The 19,613-nt window shown below is 46.4% G+C and carries 18 protein-coding genes; 8 read left to right on the plus strand and 10 right to left on the minus strand.

Going from position 1 to position 19,613, the window contains the following annotated elements:
* Positions 1-4 precede the first annotated feature (4 nt).
* The 5 genes from K7B07_RS24415 to K7B07_RS24435 all read right to left on the minus strand — a co-directional run bounded on the left by K7B07_RS24415 (position 5) and on the right by K7B07_RS24435 (position 5,396).
* The gene (locus K7B07_RS24415; RefSeq protein ID WP_223713164.1) at positions 5-1,108 is read right to left on the minus strand and encodes a M91 family zinc metallopeptidase; all 1,104 of its coding nucleotides are present in this window, start codon (positions 1,106-1,108) and stop codon (positions 5-7) included.
* 714 nt (positions 1,109-1,822) lie between these two features.
* Positions 1,823-2,590, minus strand: coding sequence for a methyltransferase domain-containing protein (locus K7B07_RS24420; protein WP_223713165.1), 768 nt, complete (start codon positions 2,588-2,590; stop codon positions 1,823-1,825).
* A gap of 15 nt (positions 2,591-2,605) precedes the next feature.
* Positions 2,606-3,427, minus strand: a complete 822-nt coding sequence (locus K7B07_RS24425; protein WP_223713166.1) for a helix-turn-helix domain-containing protein — start codon at positions 3,425-3,427, stop codon at positions 2,606-2,608.
* A 94-nt stretch (positions 3,428-3,521) separates the two neighbouring features.
* A complete protein-coding gene (locus K7B07_RS24430) occupies positions 3,522-4,514 on the minus strand; it encodes an SDR family NAD(P)-dependent oxidoreductase (RefSeq protein ID WP_223713167.1) in 993 nt (330 codons plus the stop codon).
* 225 nt (positions 4,515-4,739) lie between these two features.
* Entirely contained in the window at positions 4,740-5,396 is a 657-nt protein-coding gene (locus tag K7B07_RS24435; protein ID WP_223713168.1) for a MarR family winged helix-turn-helix transcriptional regulator, read from the minus strand.
* Positions 5,397-5,508: 112 nt separating this feature from the next.
* Between K7B07_RS24435 and K7B07_RS24440 the strand changes: the two genes are divergently transcribed.
* Genes K7B07_RS24440 through K7B07_RS24450 form a run of 3 tightly spaced genes read left to right on the plus strand, consistent with a single transcriptional unit; the run spans position 5,509 to position 6,879 of the window.
* Positions 5,509-5,898 (plus strand): DoxX family protein, encoded by a 390-nt coding sequence (locus K7B07_RS24440; protein ID WP_223713169.1) that lies wholly within the window; start codon positions 5,509-5,511, stop codon positions 5,896-5,898.
* Positions 5,895-6,368, plus strand: coding sequence for a hypothetical protein (locus K7B07_RS24445; protein WP_223713170.1), 474 nt, complete (start codon positions 5,895-5,897; stop codon positions 6,366-6,368). Before K7B07_RS24440 ends, K7B07_RS24445 begins: the two co-directional genes overlap by 4 nt.
* 31 nt (positions 6,369-6,399) lie before the next feature.
* Complete coding sequence (locus tag K7B07_RS24450) at positions 6,400-6,879, plus strand: hypothetical protein (RefSeq protein WP_223713171.1); 480 nt, start codon at positions 6,400-6,402, stop codon at positions 6,877-6,879.
* A 27-nt stretch (positions 6,880-6,906) separates the two neighbouring features.
* Here K7B07_RS24450 and K7B07_RS24455 read toward each other — a convergent pair whose 3' ends face one another.
* Positions 6,907-9,378 (minus strand): bifunctional glycoside hydrolase family 9 protein/polysaccharide deacetylase, encoded by a 2,472-nt coding sequence (locus K7B07_RS24455; RefSeq protein ID WP_223713172.1) that lies wholly within the window; start codon positions 9,376-9,378, stop codon positions 6,907-6,909.
* Positions 9,379-9,434: 56 nt separating this feature from the next.
* Between K7B07_RS24455 and K7B07_RS24460 the strand changes: the two genes are divergently transcribed.
* Both K7B07_RS24460 and K7B07_RS24465 read left to right on the plus strand, forming a co-directional pair.
* Positions 9,435-10,244: an SDR family oxidoreductase gene (locus K7B07_RS24460; RefSeq protein WP_223713173.1), complete on the plus strand. Its 810-nt coding sequence runs from the start codon at positions 9,435-9,437 to the stop codon at positions 10,242-10,244.
* Positions 10,245-10,309: 65 nt separating this feature from the next.
* On the plus strand, positions 10,310-11,137 hold the full coding sequence (locus K7B07_RS24465) for an SAM hydrolase/SAM-dependent halogenase family protein (RefSeq protein ID WP_223713174.1): 828 nt from the start codon (positions 10,310-10,312) through the stop codon (positions 11,135-11,137).
* Positions 11,138-11,209: 72 nt separating this feature from the next.
* Here the strand turns inward: K7B07_RS24465 and K7B07_RS24470 are convergent, their stop codons facing one another.
* On the minus strand, positions 11,210-11,593 hold the full coding sequence (locus tag K7B07_RS24470; RefSeq protein WP_223713175.1) for an SET domain-containing protein: 384 nt from the start codon (positions 11,591-11,593) through the stop codon (positions 11,210-11,212).
* A 198-nt stretch (positions 11,594-11,791) separates the two neighbouring features.
* Between K7B07_RS24470 and mgtE the strand changes: the two genes are divergently transcribed.
* The 3 genes from mgtE to K7B07_RS24485 all read left to right on the plus strand — a co-directional run bounded on the left by mgtE (position 11,792) and on the right by K7B07_RS24485 (position 17,327).
* Positions 11,792-13,186: a magnesium transporter gene (gene mgtE / locus K7B07_RS24475; protein ID WP_223713176.1), complete on the plus strand. Its 1,395-nt coding sequence runs from the start codon at positions 11,792-11,794 to the stop codon at positions 13,184-13,186.
* Between the two features lie 82 nt (positions 13,187-13,268).
* Positions 13,269-15,107, plus strand: coding sequence for a glutamine--fructose-6-phosphate transaminase (isomerizing) (gene glmS, locus K7B07_RS24480; RefSeq protein WP_223713177.1), 1,839 nt, complete (start codon positions 13,269-13,271; stop codon positions 15,105-15,107).
* Between the two features lie 15 nt (positions 15,108-15,122).
* Positions 15,123-17,327 (plus strand): DUF4954 family protein, encoded by a 2,205-nt coding sequence (locus K7B07_RS24485; protein WP_223713178.1) that lies wholly within the window; start codon positions 15,123-15,125, stop codon positions 17,325-17,327.
* Positions 17,328-17,330: 3 nt separating this feature from the next.
* Here the strand turns inward: K7B07_RS24485 and K7B07_RS24490 are convergent, their stop codons facing one another.
* The 3 genes from K7B07_RS24490 to der all read right to left on the minus strand — a co-directional run bounded on the left by K7B07_RS24490 (position 17,331) and on the right by der (position 19,577).
* Positions 17,331-17,723, minus strand: a complete 393-nt coding sequence (locus tag K7B07_RS24490) for a hypothetical protein (RefSeq protein ID WP_223713179.1) — start codon at positions 17,721-17,723, stop codon at positions 17,331-17,333.
* Positions 17,724-17,827: 104 nt separating this feature from the next.
* Complete coding sequence (locus K7B07_RS24495) at positions 17,828-18,205, minus strand: hypothetical protein (protein WP_223713180.1); 378 nt, start codon at positions 18,203-18,205, stop codon at positions 17,828-17,830.
* A gap of 58 nt (positions 18,206-18,263) precedes the next feature.
* Positions 18,264-19,577: a ribosome biogenesis GTPase Der gene (gene der / locus K7B07_RS24500; RefSeq protein WP_223713181.1), complete on the minus strand. Its 1,314-nt coding sequence runs from the start codon at positions 19,575-19,577 to the stop codon at positions 18,264-18,266.
* Positions 19,578-19,613: the final 36 nt, after the last annotated feature.

Consider the following 19,613-nt stretch of genomic DNA (forward strand, 5'->3'; position numbering starts at 1 on the left):
TTGATTATTGTATTGGAAAATTAATTGGAAGTCCTGATGGAGTTAATAAAGAAGGTCCTGTTCCTGTAAAACTACCTCCGTTATCTTGCAAGCCATATTGTGTACGCAATGGCAATTCCGCTTGCTGTCTAATTATATTTTCATAATAAACTGCACGCCACTCCGATTTATTTAACCCTTGGTCTTTTGATAAGTAAGAATTTCCGTTTAAGGGATTTGTATAATCACTTCCAATGTATAATGTACCTTGGTTGGCATCTCGTCCATGAGCCATTTCATGCCCTAATCCTATGTAAGTTGGTCTATTAGTATTTCCTGCGGTATTCATTCCGCTTGTTGATATACCAGGGTTCCAAACTATTGTTCCTCCACTGCCACCAGTTGGGAGAGCGCTATTAGAAACTTTTTGAAGGGAAGGAATATTTCCGTAAGAAGCCGTCAAATTTGAAGGTGTAAATGAATTGGATGAACCATTCTTGATTGTAAAATTATTATTAGAGCCTTGCAACTCCGATACCATTGATTTCCCCTCTGCTGTCTTATTCAGCGAACCTAATGCCCCAACAACTTTACCCAAATAACCTTTTACTTTTCCTGCATAGGCACCGCCATCCTTATTGGTTAAACTTCCATTATTATAAACAACTTCTTGTTTTTTGCCTAAACCTAAAAAGCCTGTTCTAAACTGAACTCTTAAAGTATCACCTAATGGGTCATTATATAAAATAGGGTTGTTGCCCATCGAACTATACAAACTCTGTGCATAGTCGGGCTTGCTGTCTATCTGATGCCATCTGCCAATTTGTGGGTTAAGAGTTCTTAACGGTGTTGCATACCATTCTAACCCGCTTCCATCACTAAATTCTTTATTCTGAAACTCTGAACCTTTGTTCCATTTCCGCTTATTGGCAGCGCCAGTCGAATAATCTAAAGGAGTCTCAGTGAATTTATACAACGCACTTGCTTTTGGACTGGAAGGGGTTATCTTTGGAGACTTAAAAATATCCGTATTCTGTGAAAAAATGGTCTTACTTAATACAAACTGTACGATCAATAGAACCAACACAATTCTATGGCAATTCAGCCAATGTCTTAAAGAGATTATCATAAACAGAGTGTCTTTTATTAAATCGATGTTTAACTATTTAGTCGAATCCGAAACAATCTTTTGTAACATCAAGTTTGGCAACTATCCTATTTTTACTGCCTATTTGGTCCCATAGAACAATAACAGCGCCTACAAGTCCAAATGCGCCCGCATGATACTTGATGCTTAATCAAGAACACCTTTCAGCTACCTACTTTTAAGCAACAGAAACTAACAATACATTATGAATTCATTGGAAATTACCCTTGGTGTCGTAAGCACATTATCTGGCAGGTTTGAGGTTGCAATCCAACTTTCATAAACAGCGGTTTCCAGGTCTGTCTGTCTTACATAGTATATTTATATTTTCTAAATATTAAAGTAAATATACACGAATGGATAATATTATCAAAAAAAATTATTTTAAATAATCGAAAGCTTTCTGTAGAATTAATTTGACCTCCATTAAAGTCAACATGCAACTCTGGATTATGGAAAATCTGGAAGGAAGAAACTGCCGGAATATGATTTAAATAACAACACTTTATGATACGGTGTCATATATTACCTTTAGCATATTTGAGGCTTTTTTTTCGGGTCGCTTTCTTTCCGTTTTTGAGTTGAATCTCCTTTCGTTCCTTTTCCCAATTTATACCGGCATTGAGATCCTGGAGGAACAGACCCTTTCCAGGCACTATTCCCATCTGACCGCTTCAAAAGTGTCAGCGAGGAAACTTATTTTTTTCTACCGTAAAGAAGCAGCCGTTTGAATGCATAAATGGCCGGAAAATCTCCGAATGCATCACTGATCCGTTTTTTAAATTCCTCCCTGAATATTACCTGCGCTGTTGCGGATAACTTTTCCAGATAAGGGATAAGTGCTGTGCCTGCGATGAAATCATATAACTGCATTGCATCCCCGGCAATGATCGGATAGACTTTCTGGATGATCTGAATTTCTTCCAGGCCACCGCGGAACATTATTTGTGCATATTTATCAATGCTCAGAACGGGGGATGTTCTTTTCCAGCCTTGCAGGAAATCAACAAACGGCTTTTCCCGGGCCAGGTTCATTAATAGCTTGTTGAGCAGGTTTTCATGTTGTACCGGCATTTGTACGGCAAATTGTCCGCCCCCGTTTAGTTTTGAAATAAGCGCCGGGAACAGCGTACTGTGATCGTCTGCCCATTGTAATGCCGCATTGCTGAAGATCAGATCCCATCTTGAACCGGAAGCGGCAAAAGCCTCGATAGAGGATAGCCGGAATGCCAGTTTTTCACTTTCAAATTGCTTCGATCCGGCCAGCATTTCTTCCGAAGCATCAATACCTAAAAAAGTGGCGCTGCTAAAATTTTCCGAGAGGATATTTGTTTGTTCTCCGGTACCACAACCAATATCAACACAAGTTTTTAAATTACGTTCAACGATCAGGTGCATCAAATCAAAAAACGGCTGGTATCTGATACGCTTAAACTGATTGTACTTTTGGGGATCCCAGGGCATATCTGTTTGTTTTTATCAACTAATTATATTCAATCTATTTAATAATTCAGTAGGTGTATACCCATATTGTTTTTTAAACGCATACGAAAAATGCGACAGGTTCTCAAACCCTACTTCATAACAGACATCGACCGGTCTTTTTTGCTTTTCCACAAACTGGTAATGGGCCAGTTCCAGCCGCTTTTGCGTAAGCCAGCGCTGCGGCGTGGTATTATAAGCTCTGTTAAAATCCCGTTTGAAGGTTGTAAGGCTCCGGCCGGTTAAGTATCCGAATTTTTCCAGGGGGAGGTTGAACATAAAGTTCTTTTCCATATAATCCGCCAGATCAATTTTTCCCGGATCCTCAAAGTTAGCCAATACACCATCTATTCCTATATCGATCGTCCGGAGAATACTGATGGCCTCTGTGATCTTCAGCGAGGCGATGTTTTCCGGCAGCTCTTTCATTTCAAAATATGGGATCAGTGAGGCCAGGCAGCTCTCCAATAAAGGATGACTGATGAAACGATATATTTTCCGGGATGCAGGCGGTTTCGGTTTTACATCCAGGTTTCTATAAAAATTTCTGAGCCGCTCCACCGACAAATGCATTACAACGGTTTTATGTGGCCGCCCGTCTTTGGGATAGTTGATAATGGTGGATAACTGGTTCCTGGGAATTAAAAATATGTCGCCTTTCTTAAAAAAATAAGTCGCATCCGCCTGAATAATCTTTGTCTCCCCCGAAATAAACCATATCAGCATATGCTGCCCGAAGGTGATATCCGACTTAAAAAACCGGTCTTCGTAGCACGAAAGCTTAATATCATCCGTTATATATTTTGCTTGATATTCCATCGCCAAGATTTTATGATCCCGTTTATTCAGTAAGCAAACCAGTAATGCAAAAATAGAAAGAATCGTAGTTTATATGATGCAAATCGGCCGGGTTTTACAGATCGAATTTAAAGCCGATCATCTCTTCAGTCAGCGCCCACAGCCGTTTTGCATTGGCAGCATCCAGCGAGTACAATCTCACACCACCGGTGGTGGATCCCTCGGTTGTCAGGTCTGCGATGTCGGCATCTTCGCAATACACACCGCCGATATCATGAAGCCGGTGCGAAGTAGCACACCAGACCGTGGTAGCGGCTCCCTGGGAAACCGTTTTTAACGAAGCGGCTACTTCCGGCAATATATTTCCATCCGCATCGCAGAAGCCCATTTTTTGAAACAACTCCAGCGGCGCTTCCCTCCCTAACTCTGTTCCGCCGATAGCGCCGGGGTGCAGGGAATAAGCGCGTACGTTAAATGCTTTGGCCCGGTTATCCAGCTCCAATGCAAACAGGTTGCTGGCGGTTTTGGATTGACCATATCCCTGCAGTGTTTCATATTCCCGGTTCAAAAAATTAGGATCTTCAAAATTGAAGGGTGCAAACTGATGTCCCTGCGAAGAAACGTTGATGACCCGGGCTCCGCCGGCCTGTTTGAGTGCGGGCCATAATTTGGATGTCAACTGAAACTGCGCCAGGTAATTGGTTGCCAACTGAGATTCGATACCACGGCTGTCCCTGCGCAGCGGCACCCACATAATGCCGGCATTGTTGATGAGCAAATGAAGCGGCCGGCCGGATGCTATAAATTTTTCTGCAAAAAGATCAATGGAGCCGGGATTCATCAGATCCATGGATTCTATTTCTACATTCGCAACGCCCCGCAGGTTCTTCTTTGCCTTTTCCCTATCCCTTGCGGGTACAACTACGGTAGCTCCCGCGCCTGCGAGGGTTTTGGTCGTTTCTAAACCAATACCGGCGTTCCCCCCTGTTACAATGGCAATTTTTCCGGTAAGGTCGATACCGTTAATTACATCACTGGTTGTTGATGTGGCATTGAATCCTGAACCCAGGGGTTTTTGCAACGCTCCCTGATAATTGTTCTGTTCCATTTTTTAAATTTTAATTGTTATTGATGGAACAAAAGTAGCAGGTGTTAAAGCCGGAGGCTTTGTTCAAACGTCCGAAGTTGCTTTGTTTAAAAGGGCATTATTATGATGGTATGCAGTAAGCAATCGCGATGATCTGAGCCGGCGGAGACGGTCCTTTCAGGCCCCCATCCCTTTCTGGTCGGCATAAGCAGGCAATAGATACCACCAGGTTTAGGAAGACGCGTCTCAGTGCTGTTTCTTCTTTTTCGCTTTTTCTTCCATCAGCTCCTCATAAATTTCTTCAAACGATTTTCCCTTGTGCTTCTGCCATTGCTCGGATAACTTTATCTCTATGCCTTTTAACAGTTGTATACACAGCTCCTGGTCCTCCTCAGCCAGACCATGCAGCAGCATAGTCGCATTTCTTTTTATTTTTTCAGTGCTGGTTTTTATGGCCCTCTCACCTTTTTCGGTCAGCTCCATCCGCTTGGAGCGCTTATCTTCCTTGTCCGCATGTTCTTTTATCAGTCCCCGTTTCTGCATACGATTCAGCATATCAGTGCCACTGGAAAGTTCAAACAGGTTGGCGTAGATCACTTCCGTTTTCCGGGGGGATTTTTCCTTCTTGATCGTCTGCAGGATGCCAAATTCCTCAATCTGGTTAAGCCCTGTTCCTTCCAGTGCGATATTGGCATAAGACATATTCAGTTTACTGATGCGGCCAATTATCTTAAGCAGCAATCCCGCTTTAATAAAAGGCACGACCCCACCGACTAAAGTGCCCTCCTCTTTTTCTTTCTGCTGATGCGCCAGGAAATAACGGCAAAAGTCAGCAATGCTTCCTTCCGGGTGTTTCATTTCAAAATCACCCCAATGATTTACCAGTTGTATCGTTTTATTCATAACACTATAATACATCGTTTTCGGAGCAAAAATAAAAAAAATATTCCGAAAACGTTTATTTATTCTTAAAACGAATTATATTTGATAAAAAATCTACGTTTTCGTAATAATCATGAAACAAGCAAATCAAAAAATCCTGTTTTACCGGGTTGCCAAAGGCTTTATCAGCTTCTTTATGCTATTCAGTGCCTGGTTTTCCTATACGCATGCAGCAGATCTGCAAAAGCTGGGATTCCCCGATTATTTCCGCCTGGAACTGGTAATTGCCAAAATAGCCGGTGCCCTCCTGCTCTTACTCCCTTTTACTCCGGTGCGGGTGAAGGATTGGATCTATACCGGTTTTTTAATCTCGATGATATCCGCACTGATCGCACATATCTGCAGCGGCGACCCGGTTTCCAGAATTATTTTCGTATCAGTTGACCTCGTACTGGTATTCCTCGCCATGCGTTATGTATCAAAAACAGATCTGTCAAAAAATAATATATACAATATCTTATGAGTGTAACATTCTATCAGGCGGCACTGGTGCTGCACATTATCGGCATTACGGTGATGGCCGGCACTTCATTTACCGACTTCATCGCCTTCAGGGCTTTTGGCAAAGCCTATGGCGGCGACACCGGCAAAAGCTGGGTTTTAGCGCACTATCTCTATACGCTGCAACGCTTTTTAGGGATCGGGATGCTCCTCATCCTGGTGTCGGGCATTACCATGATGGTAAAGCTCCATGCCCTGTGGGGAGCACAGCTTTGGTTCCGTATAAAAATGGGCATACTGTTGCTGATCATCATCAACGGCCTGGGGCTGCGCCGTATACTGGGTACACGATTGAAGAAGATGATCGCAGAAGATAACGCCCAACCTGATAAGAACTGGAGTGGCCTTAAAAGAAATTTTGCGCTGGTGCAATTGATACAACTGCTGCTGTTCCTTATCATCTATATCCTCAGCGTTTTTAAATTCAATTAAACAGAACCTGTCTGTAAACGGATGAACCACTATGAATACGCTTTTAATCCGCAGGATAATACTGGTGCTGCATGTGACAGGGATCGTAGTTATGGCCGGCACCACGATGATCGACTGCCTCACATTTAATACCTTTTGGACACTTGCAGACGCTGATCAGCGCCGGGCGACCGGGCTGATACCGTTAATGGCCAGGTATGGAACATTTATAAGGAGCGGCGCCATAACGATTATCCTTACCGGGATCGTATTATTGGTACTTGATAAACAGGTTCTGTGGAGCCGGTTGTGGTTTAAAATAAAAATGATACTGGTTGCAGCTTTAATATTAAACGGGCTTCTTATTGGCAACAGGCAGGGGCACCGGCTTCGGGATGCAGTTATAACACACGCAGATGACTTTCTTCAGCATACTACGGCCATAAGGGAAAACATGAACCGGTTTTATCCTGTTCAGCTAACCTTATTCTTTCTTATAATTCTGATCAGTATGTTGCGATCTGACCGATAGACCATGTTTCAGCATCCGCTGTGTTTGTCAGGGCAACCGGTCGGGCTGATAGCCCTTTGATCGCAGGAATGACAGGATCGCATCCAGGTGTTTATAAAATTTATCCGTTCTCCGGTCATCGGTTCCGTAATGAATGAGTATGAAATTCCCGGACAGTCCTTTTTCCGCCTCCCGTTGTTTCAGCCGGTCCAGCAATTGCCCGCTGCTTTTATAATTGGGTTGCTCCGGCCAGGTATAGTCCGCATTGGTGCCGGTACCCGGTGTAAAATTGATGACCGTCAGCCCCTCGCCGGCGGCCCATTCCGTTATTTTTTTATTGTACCATTCGTACGGCGGCAGGAACCATTTTCCTTTTTCAATCCCCAGGGCATGCAATTCATTATAGGCATTTTTCAGGTCTGCCGAAAATGCTTCATGGGTCACGAGCAGTGAATCCCGCTGCTTCCAGTCGTTATATAATAAATGTTTGTCGGAATGTGACGCGATGTAATGTCCGTCCTTTTTCAACTGCAACACCAGGGGCCGGAAAGCAGGATCACGCAGAAAATCTCCCGTAAAAAAGAAGCTGGCTTTTACACGATTTTTTTTCAGTACCGCATTGATGTACGGTCCGCCCTCTCCGTTATCATGTGCGGAAAAGATCAGGTACACTTTTTTACCGGGGATACCTACAACCGCGCCTTCCTTATCGGTAACGAATTGCTCTTCCTGATGTGCAGAAGCCTGCTGCCGCGAAAGATAATAGCTCAGACTGGCAGTTCCGTCCATGGTAGGTTCATTGCTGGAATAATCGCCGTAATCATCATGATAAATCACCAGCGGCGACTGGAAGGCAGCGAATGTATCGGGCCTGTACAGTTTGATCCCGATAAGCTTATTCCAGATACTTCCGTAAATAGGTCCGTCCACAAGTCCTCCGGAGATCTTATAGCCATATAAATGCGTAAATGCAGAATGCGGATCTTTGGGCGCAACCCCCTGTTCGGGAAGATCACAGATCATACTGGTTCCCCAGGGATTGCACCCCAGCAGCCAGTCGCGAAGGGCCGCCTCCAGTTCATCGTACTGATGATCCCCGCTGGCTTCTTTGTACAGGCTGATCTGAGTAAGGATCGCTACTGTAAGATTATTGGAGCACCATATAAAAGGAACGCCCATCAGAAAAGGGTTTCCGGCCCCACGCTTTTTTACGCGTTCAATACCGTCCTTCATAAAGGCGAGGTACTCTTTCGAATGGACGGCCTGCTTTGTTCCAAAATAATGGCCCAGGTTCACAAAGGGGTACCATTGGTAATGACGGGCCGTATCCGCCCCCATCCACGGCGTCACCGGCTCCTTCCGGGCAAAGCCGATAGCTTCCTGCAGATAATCCTGTTTTTTGTCTATTCCATAAAGTGCCAGTGCTGCCAGCTCCATATCATCCACATAGTTATCCTCTTCATAGAAATAAGGAGCACCGAAGGGGATCGTCTGGTTATTTCCCGGATATTTTTTTCCGAAGGCATAGGCCTCCTTTGCCTTTGCTGCCAGTTCTTTTGCAAATGCCGGGTCGCGGGCTTCCAGCAATTGCGCGCCCAGCGCAAAAGCTGATGCGAACTTGCCGGCACTGGAAGCAACACCTGTGGTCCTGTTCTGGTATTTAGGCCCCTGCGGTTTGCCGGAAATAAAATAGACCGGCCGGCTCAATCCCATATTGGTCGCGTATTTCACGGTATCCTTTGTGGGCAGCCGCATTCCGCGGTGATCCCGGTCGTCCGCGATCTGATTGTAATATTCTTCTTTCCCGGGGTTCATTTTAACCATCCATTCCAGCCCCCAGCGCGCCTCATCCAGGATATCAGGAATACCGTTGCTGCCCTTTCTTCCGGCCGCATCATAATGATCACCAAAGCTTCCGGGGTTTTTCATATAGGCAAAAAGCAATTGAAACGTGGCATTGGCAGACGTAGGCAGGTATTGCAGGTAATCCGAAGCATCGTGCCAGCCGCCGGCCACATCGATCCGGGTGGAATCCTTGCTTTTGTCATTATGATATACGATAAACCCGTCCGCCGTATGACAGCTGTCATCCAGGAACGGATTGTATCTGGAGCGCTGTTGCCGCATATAGTTCAGGATAAAATCCGCGGTGCCGTCGTAAACGCGGTTGCTGACCGGAAAAGCAGGGGATACCACATCCCCTGCCTTTATATAATAGCGGCCGGGTTTGCGGAAGGCCGAAAAATCCAGGCGGAAGCCTGTTTTAAAAGCAGCATAAGCCGGAAATGACCGCACCTTGTTCCCGGTAAAGACAACCGCCCCTGTAGCGGCATCCACAAGTGAAAAAGAAGAACAGCGGATGGCAGCTTTCGATACCAGAACGGCCACTTTTACATCCTGCTCCGTATAGCCCAGCTGGTTGATCCGGATCCAGGACTGACCTCCTGCTACTCCGCCTGTAATTATACCTAGGGTCCAAAGCAGCACTTTCTTCAATAGCGGTTGTATATATCCAGGCATTAAAAGTTATTTTTTAATATTTTATAAGTAGGTTTGTTGAAATATTTTAGAGGCGCATGAACGAATATTACAAAGATAAGGTGGTAGTGATTACCGGAGGAACCGACGGTATCGGCCGGGCGCTTGTAGACATATTACTGGGATTCGGGGCTAAAGTGGCCACCTGTGGGCGCAGTCATGATAAATTATATGCCCTGCAGGCAACACATCCTTCGTCTTTTTTGCATACGCTGGTTGCGGATGTAAGCATAGAAACGGAGTGCCAGCGGTTTATCGATTCTACTATTGAAGTATTTGGCGCAATAGACATCCTTATCAATAATGCAGGTATCAGTATGCGGGGGCTTTTTAAGGACCTTGAAGTGAGCGTGATCCGGAAGCTGATGGATGTCAACTTTTATGGTTCGGTATATTGCACCAAGTTTGCATTGCCCGCGCTGATCAAAAACAAAGGGACCATTGTGGGCATCTCCTCCATCGCCGGTTACCGTGGTCTGCCGGGAAGAACAGGCTATTCTTCCAGCAAATTTGCCCTTCAGGGCTTCCTGGAATGCCTGATGACAGAACTGAAGGACGATAATGTGCATGTAATGTGGGTGAGCCCGGGATTTACGGCTTCCAGTATCCGGGACAATGCCCTGAATGATAAAGGTGAAAAACAAAAAGAAAACCCCATGGATGAGGGGAAAATGATGACCGCTGCGGAAGCAGCATTGCGGATCCTGAAGGCCATAAAAAACAAAAAGCGAACCATTGTAATGACGACCACCGGAAAAGAAACCGTTTTTCTCAATAAATTCTTCCCCTCGCTGGCGGACAGGCTGGTTCACAAATTTTACTTCAAAAACAAAGAGTTGATAAAATAGTAAATGGTCGCTTACTTTGCAGGATATATCCGTAACAAAAAACAAGTGAATCTACAGCGCAGGAAATGAATTTTGTAACATTAACATCCGATATTGGCTACCAGGATTATTTAGTGGGTGCGGTAAAGGCCCAATTGTTACAAGTAAATGCAGACCTGCATCTGGTGGATATCTCCCACAACATCACCCCTTTTAATTTTCCCCAGGCCTCCTATGTTTGCAGGGGGGCTTTTAAAAATTTCCCGGAATTTACCTTCCATCTCATCCTGGTGAACCTTTTTGGCACCCGGCCGGAAAACCTGCTGGTGGCCTTTCATAAGAACCAGTACATCATCTGTGCCGACAACGGGCTGCTGAGCATGATCCTGGAGGAAAAACCCGATATCATTATCGGCGTTCCGCTGGAAAAAAAGGCGGTGAAGAATACGCTCTATGTAACCGAAGTAATGGCCCGTACAGTGGAGCGGCTGGTAAACGGGGAATCGATACAAAAGATCGGCATACCCGACTTTAATTTCAGGGAAAAGAACCCCCTGCAGCCCCTGGTAAACAGCAATTATATCGAAGGACAGATCATCTTTATCGACAATTTTGAGAACGTTATTGTAAATATCACCCGGGAACAGTTCGAGGAGCAACGTAACGGCCGCACGTTTAAGATCGTTTTTAAAAGGGATGAGATGATCGATAAGATCTCAGAATCCTATGCCGATGTGCGGGAAGGCGATAAACTGGCGCTTTTTAACAGCGCCGGCTACCTGGAAATCGCTATCAACAAGGGGAATGCCGCTGGCTTATTCGGGCTAAAGGGGTTTTCAGACAAGGCCAGCCAGTCGTCCAATATCATGCAAAACCAGCTCTTATACCAGACCGTACGGATCTATTTCGAATAACTGCAAGCCATCAGCTTTGAGCAGTCAGCCCCGCTTTTCCCTATTCCCTGTTCACTTTCCGGCCCTTTCCCTCTACTTCGTTTCGAACCACACCGGTTTCTGTTCATCCCAGCTGCCGCCATAATTGATAAATAATTGTTCCCCTGCTTCAATATCCCGTACCGTCCGGATCGCTATGGAATTTGTAGTATAATCCATTTCATATTCACAGTTGGCAGAATAGGAATGATTGTAAACGGAAACCCATCCCAGGGCCAGCGCACACTGGTCGCTGTTGCTTCCCCATTCAAAAATATAATCATGCAGCTGCGTTTGATCCAGCAACTCCCGTTCCCGCTGCGTCATCACGATCACCGGCGCTATTTCAATAACGGAACCTGCGGTAACGGGCGAACCGGTAAATACCCCCTTTCCCATTTCCACGGTTGCGGCAATATATAAACAAGGTGCAATCACTCCGGCTGTTTTGTCTTTTGAAAAACTGTTTTCATAAAAAATTAATAGTCAAAAATCGGAAATCTTTACTTACAAAACTTCTTTTTTACCGCCCAATTACGCCTGAAATCTTCCGGGCGGATAAATGGGCGGCGGAACGGAAAATTTTTCACCCCGTTTGTTGAATAGGGTATAAAAAATTTTATGTACGTTTGACGCATGTCTTTTGAAGCGGAAGATAAAACACTGGTAGAATCTTTTAAAGAGGTCATCGCCACGGAAGACAAACTGGACATTAAGAAATTCCTGGATGCCCAGAATATTACGGATGTGGTTGACCTCATCTACGAAATGCCGGAATTCGACAGTCAGATCATTGCAAACATGTCGATGCACCGGGCGGCCAGCGTTTTTAAACTACTGGAGACAAGCAATCAGAAAGACATCATCCATAAACTTCCTCCCAGTAAAGCAGCAGAGCTGCTCAACGACCTTCCGGCGGATGACCGTACGGATTTTCTGGAAGAATTACCCTCCGGTGCGGTCCGCGAGCTCATCAAATTGCTGGATCCGGAAGAACGCAAGATCACCCTGTCCCTGCTGGGCTACCCTGAAAACAGCATCGGGCGGTTGATGAACCCCGATTATGTTTATGTGTACCCCTACAATACGGTGGCAGAGGTTTTTGATACCATCCGTAAATATGGAAAGAACAGTGAGGCCATCAACGTGATTTATATCATCAATCATAAGGGCGAACTGCTGGATGATATCCGGATCGGTGAGTTTATCCTAAGCGCTGCGGATACGCTGGTCTCCGACCTTATGGATGAGCGCCGGGTGATCTCCCTGAATGCATACGACGACCAGGAAACGGCCAGTGAGGTGTTCAAAATGAACAACCGGATCGCATTGCCCGTAGTAAGCCAGAGCAATAAGCTGCTGGGTATCGTTACCATCGATGATGTGTTATGGGTAGCAACGGAAGAGTACAGCGAGGACATGCAGAAAATGGGGGGTACGCAGGCTTTTGAAGAGCCCTACCTGGACATCAAACTTTTTAAACTGTATAAAAAACGCGTGGGCTGGCTCATTATCCTGTTCCTGAGTGAAATGCTTACAGCGACGGCCATGCAGTTTTTTGAGGTGGAAATTGAGAAAGCGACCCTGCTGGCTCTTTTTGTTCCGCTGATCATGAGCAGTGGCGGTAACAGCGGCTCACAGGCTTCCACGCTGATCATCCAGGCCATGACCCTGGGGGAAGTTACCATTGCCGACTGGTGGCGTGTAATGCGCCGCGAGTTACTTTCCGGTCTGATGCTGGGGTTAACCCTGGGAACCATCGGACTTTTGCGCATCATGCTCTGGCAGCGGCTGCATTTATACGACTATGGCCAGCACTGGCTGCTGGTAGGCATCACTATTTTCTTTACGCTGATCGGTATTGTGCTGTGGGGAAGTGTGATCGGTTCCATGCTGCCCATCGTATTAAAACGTCTTAAACTCGACCCTGCTACCTCCTCTGCTCCTTTTGTAGCTACACTGGTGGATGTAACGGGCATTATCATTTATTTTTCTGTAGCCTATATGGTACTGAAGGGAACACTCCTTTAAACAATAATTTAATAAAGATGCGCAATCGATTGCGCAAAATTTTATTTACTTTCGTCCTCTTTACTAAAAAATAATAAACATCATGTGCGGAATCGTTGGTTACACCGGTACCCGGGATGCATACCCGGTTATTGTGAAAGGACTAAAAAGACTCGAATACCGGGGATACGACAGCGCCGGAGTTGCCCTGTTAGACAAAGAACAACTTAAGATCTACAAAAAGAAAGGTAAGGTAGCCGACCTTGAAGATGAAATCGGCACCAGGAATGTGGAAGGTACCACCGGCATCGGCCATACAAGATGGGCCACACACGGTGAGCCCAGCGATAAAAATGCGCATCCGCACATTTCCAAAAGCGGAACGATCGCTATGATCCACAACGGGATCATTGAGAATTATGCCCAGCTGAAAAGCGAATTGCTGAAGAAGGGATACGAATTCCAGAGTGATACCGATACGGAGGTATTGCTCAATTTTATCGATGATATCAAGCAGCACAATAACTGCACGCTTGAAGAAGCCGCGCGTATTGCGCTGAAAAGAGTTACAGGAGCCTATGTGATCCTTCTAATGGAGGCCGAGAATCCGGATACCATTATCGCGGCCCGAAAAGGGAGCCCGCTGGTGATTGGTGTGGGAAAGAATGAGCATTTCCTTGGATCCGACGCTTCCCCGATGCTGGAGTATACAAAGGAAGTGGTCTACATCAATGATTATGAACTGGCCATTGTAAAGCCGGATCAGCTGATATTAAAAAACTTGGGTAATGAAATGATCACTCCCTATGTGCAAAAGCTGGACCTGGAGCTGGCGGCCATTGAAAAAGGGGGATTTGACCATTTCATGCTGAAGGAAATTTTTGAACAGCCGCAAACCATTTTCGATTGTATGCGCGGACGGCTGAATGCGGCCAATGAGACCATCACCATGTCCGGCATCCAGCAATACGCCGAACAGATCATCAACGCCAACCGTATTATTATCATTGCCTGCGGTACCAGCTGGCATGCGGGTCTTGTGGCGGAATACATTTTTGAAGAACTATGCCGCATCAATGTGGAAGTAGAATACGCATCGGAATTCCGTTACCGCAATCCCATCGTAAATAAGGGGGATGTGATCCTTGCCGTAAGCCAGAGCGGAGAAACAGCCGACACCCTGGTAGCGATCGAAAAGGCAAAAGAAAAAGGCGCCATTATCCTGGGCGTGGTGAATGTGGTAGGCTCCTCTATTGCAAGGATCAGTCATGGCGGCGCTTATACCCATGCCGGTCCCGAGATCGGCGTTGCCTCCACAAAGGCATTTACAGCCCAGCTGGTAGTGCTTACCATGGTCGCATTAAAGATCGCTTATATAAAGGGCAGCATCGACTCCAACCGGTATAAAAAATTGTTACTGGAGCTGGATGCCGTTCCGGAGAAGGTAGCCTGGATCCTCAATCACCATGAAACGATCAGGGCCATCGCCGAAAAATACAAAGACGCAAGAGACTTCCTGTACCTTGGACGCGGATACAATTTTCCCGTAGCACTGGAAGGCGCATTGAAGCTGAAAGAGATCTCTTATATACATGCAGAAGGTTACCCCGCTGCTGAAATGAAGCACGGCCCCATCGCCCTTGTAGATGATCAGCTACCCGTGGTATTTATTGCCACCAGGGATGCCTATCACGAAAAGGTCATCTCAAATATGCAGGAGATCAAGGCCCGCAAAGGAAAGGTGATCGGGATCATTACCGAAGGCGATACCTCCAGCGCTGCGCTTTGTGATGATTATATAAGCGTCCCGGAAGCCGACGAGATCGTGGCACCCATGCTTACCGTTATTCCGCTCCAGCTTCTTTCCTATTACATTGGAGTGGCAAAGGACTGCAATGTAGACCAGCCCCGGAATTTAGCTAAAAGCGTTACTGTTGAATAAGCCCCTACTATTACCATGAATCTGATAAAAAAGCACCCGGTAGCAACCCTGGGATATAATTTTATTCCCCATGAGTTTCTTCCGGAAGGAAAAGACGAGTTCTATATCCGTTTTCAGCAAAACCCTGCTACCGATTACCGGCCATTGACACGGCAGGAAATTGCGATCCTCAAATCAAACGGCAACCGGTCCGATAACTGGTCGCATGTTCTTGTGCGGGAAGGTATCGATATCCTGCTGATCGAAGAGTGTACGTTTTTCGGACTGGTGCGGATCGGGAAACTGGAACCGTATTTTTTGGAGTTCAGTCAGCTGCGCACCCCCGTGGGGCTTTACCGGAGCCTGATCGTGAGCTGCGATATCGGTAACAATGTAGCCATTAATAATGTACGGATGCTCAGTCATTACATCATTGAAGACGAAGCCATCCTTATCAATGTAAATGAAATGTCCTGCACCTCTCACAGCAAGTTTGGCAACGGCATTGTAAAAGATGGTGAATCCGAAGACGTACGCATCTGGCTGGAGATCTGTAATGAAAATGGCGGCAGGAAAGTGATCCCGTTCGACGGAATGCTGCCTGGCGACGCGTGGCTTTGGTCCCGATACAGGGCCAGCGAAAAATTACAGCAGACCTTTAAGGAATTTACCGACCGGCAATTCGGCACTTTCCGGGGCACCTATGGCACCGTGGGAAAAAGGACGGTCATCAAAAACACCCATATCATAAAAGATGTAAAGATCGGCAGCGATGCCTATATCAAAGGTGCCAACAAGCTAAAGAACCTTACCATCAATTCCAATGAGCACGCCAAATCACAGATTGGTGAGGGATGCGAAATGGTAAACGGTGTTATGGGTGCCGGAAGCCGCGCGTTCTACGGGGTGAAAGCCGTACGTTTTATCCTGGCTCCTTTTTCCCAGCTCAAATATGGCGCACGTCTTATCAATTCCTATCTGGGGGAGAACGCCACTATCTCCTGTTGCGAGGTGCTCAACACCCTGTTGTTCCCGGCGCATGAGCAGCACCACAACAATTCCTTTTTATGCGCCTCCCTTGTAATGGGACAAAGCAATATCGCCGCAGGCGCCACCATTGGCTCCAATCATAATTCCCGCGCCGCGGATGGTGAAATACAGGCTGGACGAGGGTTCTGGCCGGGGCTCTGTGTAAGCCTGAAACATAATTCCAAATTTGCCTCCTTTACCATGATCGCCAAGGGAGACTATCCTGCCGAGCTGCATATTCCCATGCCCTTCTGTCTTGTCAGTAATGATGTGCATAACGACCGGTTGCTGGTAATGCCCGGTTACTGGTTCCTGTATAATATGTACGCCATCCTGCGTAATGAGCGCAAGTTTGCAGACCGGGACCGGCGAAAAGATAAAATCCAGTTACTGGAATATGATTTCCTGGCACCGGATACCGTAAATGAGCTTTTTTATTCCCTGCAGCTGCTGCGCCGTTTTACCGGGCAGGCATTTTATAAAAAGAACCAGCTGATCGGAAGCAACAAGGATTATGAACAAAAGGGAAAAGAGTTGCTGGATAACAAGGCTCCTGTTGTAAATACCCTGGAAATACGGGCATCCGGCTTTGAAAATTCCGGCAGACCGGTACACCTCCTCAAAGTACAGGAAGGCTATGCGATCTGCCGGAAAATGATCGCTTATTACGGCACCATCCGGCTGATCGAACATCTTCAGCAAACCAGCGATAAAACCAGCGCCGCTGTGCGGGGACTCTTTGAAACCGCCGGCGAACGGACCGCCTGGTTAAATGTGGGCGGGCAGCTGATCCCGGAAGACCAGGTGCGCGGATTATTGCATGATATTGAGGCCAACAGACTTCCCGAAGGCTGGGAACAGATCCATGCTTTTTATCAGGATCAGGCACTGCGCTATCCGGTGTTAAAACTGCGACATGGACTGCGGGCGCTTATGGAGATCGCGGATTTTAAACCGGGCGATATTGAAGCCCCAATGCTCCGGGACCTTCTGGCAAAGGCAGTAGAAATGAAGGTATGGATCGAAAAATCCGTCTACCTGTCAAAAGAAAAGGATTATGAGAATCCGTTCCGGAAAATGGTTTATGACTCCAAAGAAGAAATGGAAGCAGTTGTCGGAAAACTGGAGGACAATCAATTCATCAACGAACAGGCAGAAGAGACAATCCGGTTTAAAAAAGAAATCGAATTACTGTCTGCACAGATCGCGTAACCACTATTCTCCATTAATGGTTTTACGGGCCTCATCCACCGTTTTATGAACGGCATCCGATGTTTTGCGGATGCCCTCCTTCAGTTCCCGGGCATTCTTGCTGCTCTCGTCGGTCAGCTTTTTTGCTTTGTCCAGTCCTTCCTGTACTTTATTCAATCCTTCTTTCATCCCGCTGGTTACTGTTTCAATATCAATGGCGCTGCCGGTATCCGGGCCCGAGGGAACATCCCCCATCCCCCTCGCCTGGTTGATGCTGTCTGCGATCCGCACCTTCCATACAGAATCGGCACGGAGCGAATCGAGGTCAACGCTTTTCACATCCGCTCCCGTATTGCAGGCGGTAAAAAACAGCCCTCCGAGAGCGATAAAAACTATTGTAAAAAAATTTGTTTTCATATCAGATCATTTATGCTTCTGCGGCGGTTAAAACAAATTCTGTTCCAAAACAAAACATCCGGCGGACAGACCGCCGGATGCAACAACTACCTGTTTTGCAGGTTTTATTTTTTTAACGCTTCTTTACCAGCTTCAACGCCGGCCTTTGCGGCAGTTCCGATTTTTTCAGCACCATTTTTTATGGCATTGATCCCTTCCTGTGCCTTTTCCCGGGCCTTGCTACCCAGTTCCACCGAACGGTCTTTTACCTCCCGGAGATCTGCCTTTAACGAGTCTCCAAGGCTTCTCAATGAGCTATCGATGCCCTTTCCTGTGGCTTTTGCACTATCCGTAACGGCCTTTGTAGTACTGTCCGTAACTTTTGAGAGGGAATCAGATGACAACGAATCCGCATCCGTTTGTCCGCTGGTGCCTGAGCTCAGGTTACAGGAGGCCATAAGCACGATCATTCCCAAAGCGGTCAATTTTAATTGATTTTTCATAACGTTCTTTTATTTCCTAATTATACCACTGTTCAGGGGAAAGTAACCCGCCGGCCTGTTATTTTTTTCTAAAGAACAGGCGCACAGAAACCCCGCTGAAATTAAAGTTCTTACGGAGCTGGTTCTCCAGGTAGTTCCGGTAAGGGGTTTTTACATCATCCGGAAAATTACAGAAAAATGCAAATGAAGGAACCACGGTAGGCAGCTGGGTCACAAACTTGATTTTGATGGAATGCCCGCGTACCACCGGTGCGTGATGTGCTTCCACGGCTTTCAGCATTACCTCGTTCAGTTTATTGGTGGGAATGCGCCGCTGACGGTTCTGATACACCTCAAGCGCGATTTCTATTGCTTTATAAATACGGGTCTTTTCTGTTGCCGAAACAAATAAAATAGGAACATCGCTAAAGGGCGCCAGCCGTTTTTTGAGCTGATCTTCATATTCCTTAGCGGTATTTGTTTTTTTATCCTGTATCAGATCCCATTTATTTACCAGCAGCACAATGCCTTTTCCTTTTTTTGCAGCCAGGCTGAAGATGTTCAGGTCCTGAGCAGTGATCCCTTTTTCAGCATCCAGTAACAGGATGCAGACATCCGCTTCATCCATTGCCTTGATGGCACGGATCACGGAATAGAATTCCAGGTCTTCATGCACTTTCGCCTTCCGGCGGATACCTGCGGTGTCGATCAGTACAAATTCTTTCTGGAACAGGTTATAATGGGTATGGATGGTATCCCGCGTGGTGCCGGCGATATTGCTTACAATGGTACGCTCTTCGCCCACCAGTGCATTCAGCAGCGACGACTTCCCTACGTTGGGTTGCCCGATGATGGCAAATTTCGGAAGCTGCGCAATGTGTTCGTCAATACCGGTCTCCTCCACCATCAGGTCCGTTACGGCATCCAGCAGTTCACCGGTCCCGCTTCCGGATGCGGAGGCTATAAAATAGATCTGTTCAAAGCCCATGCTGTAAAACTCACTGGCTTCCAGCATGCGCTCATTGTTATCTACTTTGTTCACCACCAAAAAAACGGGTTTGGTGCTTTTACGTAGAACCTTGGCCATGGAGTCGTCCAGGTCGGTGATGCCGGTTGCCGCATCCGTCATAAAAAGAATGACATTGGCCTCTTCCACCGCCACCAATACCTGCTTGGCGATCTCCCGTTCAAATACGTCATCGCTGCCATGTACAAAACCTCCCGTATCAATTACATTAAAGGTCTTACCGTTCCATTCACTGATCCCGTACTGGCGGTCGCGGGTAACACCGCTCACATCATCCACAATTGCTTTCTTTTGCTCCAGCAAGCGGTTGAACAGCGTGCTTTTCCCCACATTTGGCCTTCCTACTATTGCTACGGTAAAACTCATTAATTATAAAATTTTAAATATCGGATGTAAAAGTAG

It is taken from the genome of Niabella beijingensis (genome assembly GCF_020034665.1).
Classification (GTDB): Bacteria; Bacteroidota; Bacteroidia; order Chitinophagales; family Chitinophagaceae; genus Niabella; species Niabella beijingensis.

Bases quoted from the DNA above. Each gene is read 5' to 3' on its own strand.
- K7B07_RS24460 (WP_223713173.1), top strand. From the start codon at position 9,435: ATGAACGAATATTACAAAGATAAGGTGGTAGTGATTACCGGAGGAACC.
- K7B07_RS24485 (WP_223713178.1), top strand. From the start codon at position 15,123: ATGAATCTGATAAAAAAGCACCCGGTAGCAACCCTGGGATATAATTTT.
- K7B07_RS24420 (WP_223713165.1), bottom strand. From the start codon at position 2,590: ATGCCCTGGGATCCCCAAAAGTACAATCAGTTTAAGCGTATCAGATAC.
- K7B07_RS24425 (WP_223713166.1), bottom strand. From the start codon at position 3,427: ATGGAATATCAAGCAAAATATATAACGGATGATATTAAGCTTTCGTGC.
- K7B07_RS24450 (WP_223713171.1), top strand. From the start codon at position 6,400: ATGAATACGCTTTTAATCCGCAGGATAATACTGGTGCTGCATGTGACA.
- K7B07_RS24415 (WP_223713164.1), bottom strand. From the start codon at position 1,108: ATGATAATCTCTTTAAGACATTGGCTGAATTGCCATAGAATTGTGTTG.
- K7B07_RS24440 (WP_223713169.1), top strand. From the start codon at position 5,509: ATGAAACAAGCAAATCAAAAAATCCTGTTTTACCGGGTTGCCAAAGGC.
- K7B07_RS24455 (WP_223713172.1), bottom strand. From the start codon at position 9,378: ATGCCTGGATATATACAACCGCTATTGAAGAAAGTGCTGCTTTGGACC.
- K7B07_RS24490 (WP_223713179.1), bottom strand. From the start codon at position 17,723: ATGAAAACAAATTTTTTTACAATAGTTTTTATCGCTCTCGGAGGGCTG.
- K7B07_RS24435 (WP_223713168.1), bottom strand. From the start codon at position 5,396: ATGAATAAAACGATACAACTGGTAAATCATTGGGGTGATTTTGAAATG.
- K7B07_RS24445 (WP_223713170.1), top strand. From the start codon at position 5,895: ATGAGTGTAACATTCTATCAGGCGGCACTGGTGCTGCACATTATCGGC.
- K7B07_RS24430 (WP_223713167.1), bottom strand. From the start codon at position 4,514: ATGGAACAGAACAATTATCAGGGAGCGTTGCAAAAACCCCTGGGTTCA.
- K7B07_RS24465 (WP_223713174.1), top strand. From the start codon at position 10,310: ATGAATTTTGTAACATTAACATCCGATATTGGCTACCAGGATTATTTA.
- mgtE (WP_223713176.1), top strand. From the start codon at position 11,792: ATGTCTTTTGAAGCGGAAGATAAAACACTGGTAGAATCTTTTAAAGAG.
- glmS (WP_223713177.1), top strand. From the start codon at position 13,269: ATGTGCGGAATCGTTGGTTACACCGGTACCCGGGATGCATACCCGGTT.
- K7B07_RS24495 (WP_223713180.1), bottom strand. From the start codon at position 18,205: ATGAAAAATCAATTAAAATTGACCGCTTTGGGAATGATCGTGCTTATG.
- der (WP_223713181.1), bottom strand. From the start codon at position 19,577: ATGAGTTTTACCGTAGCAATAGTAGGAAGGCCAAATGTGGGGAAAAGC.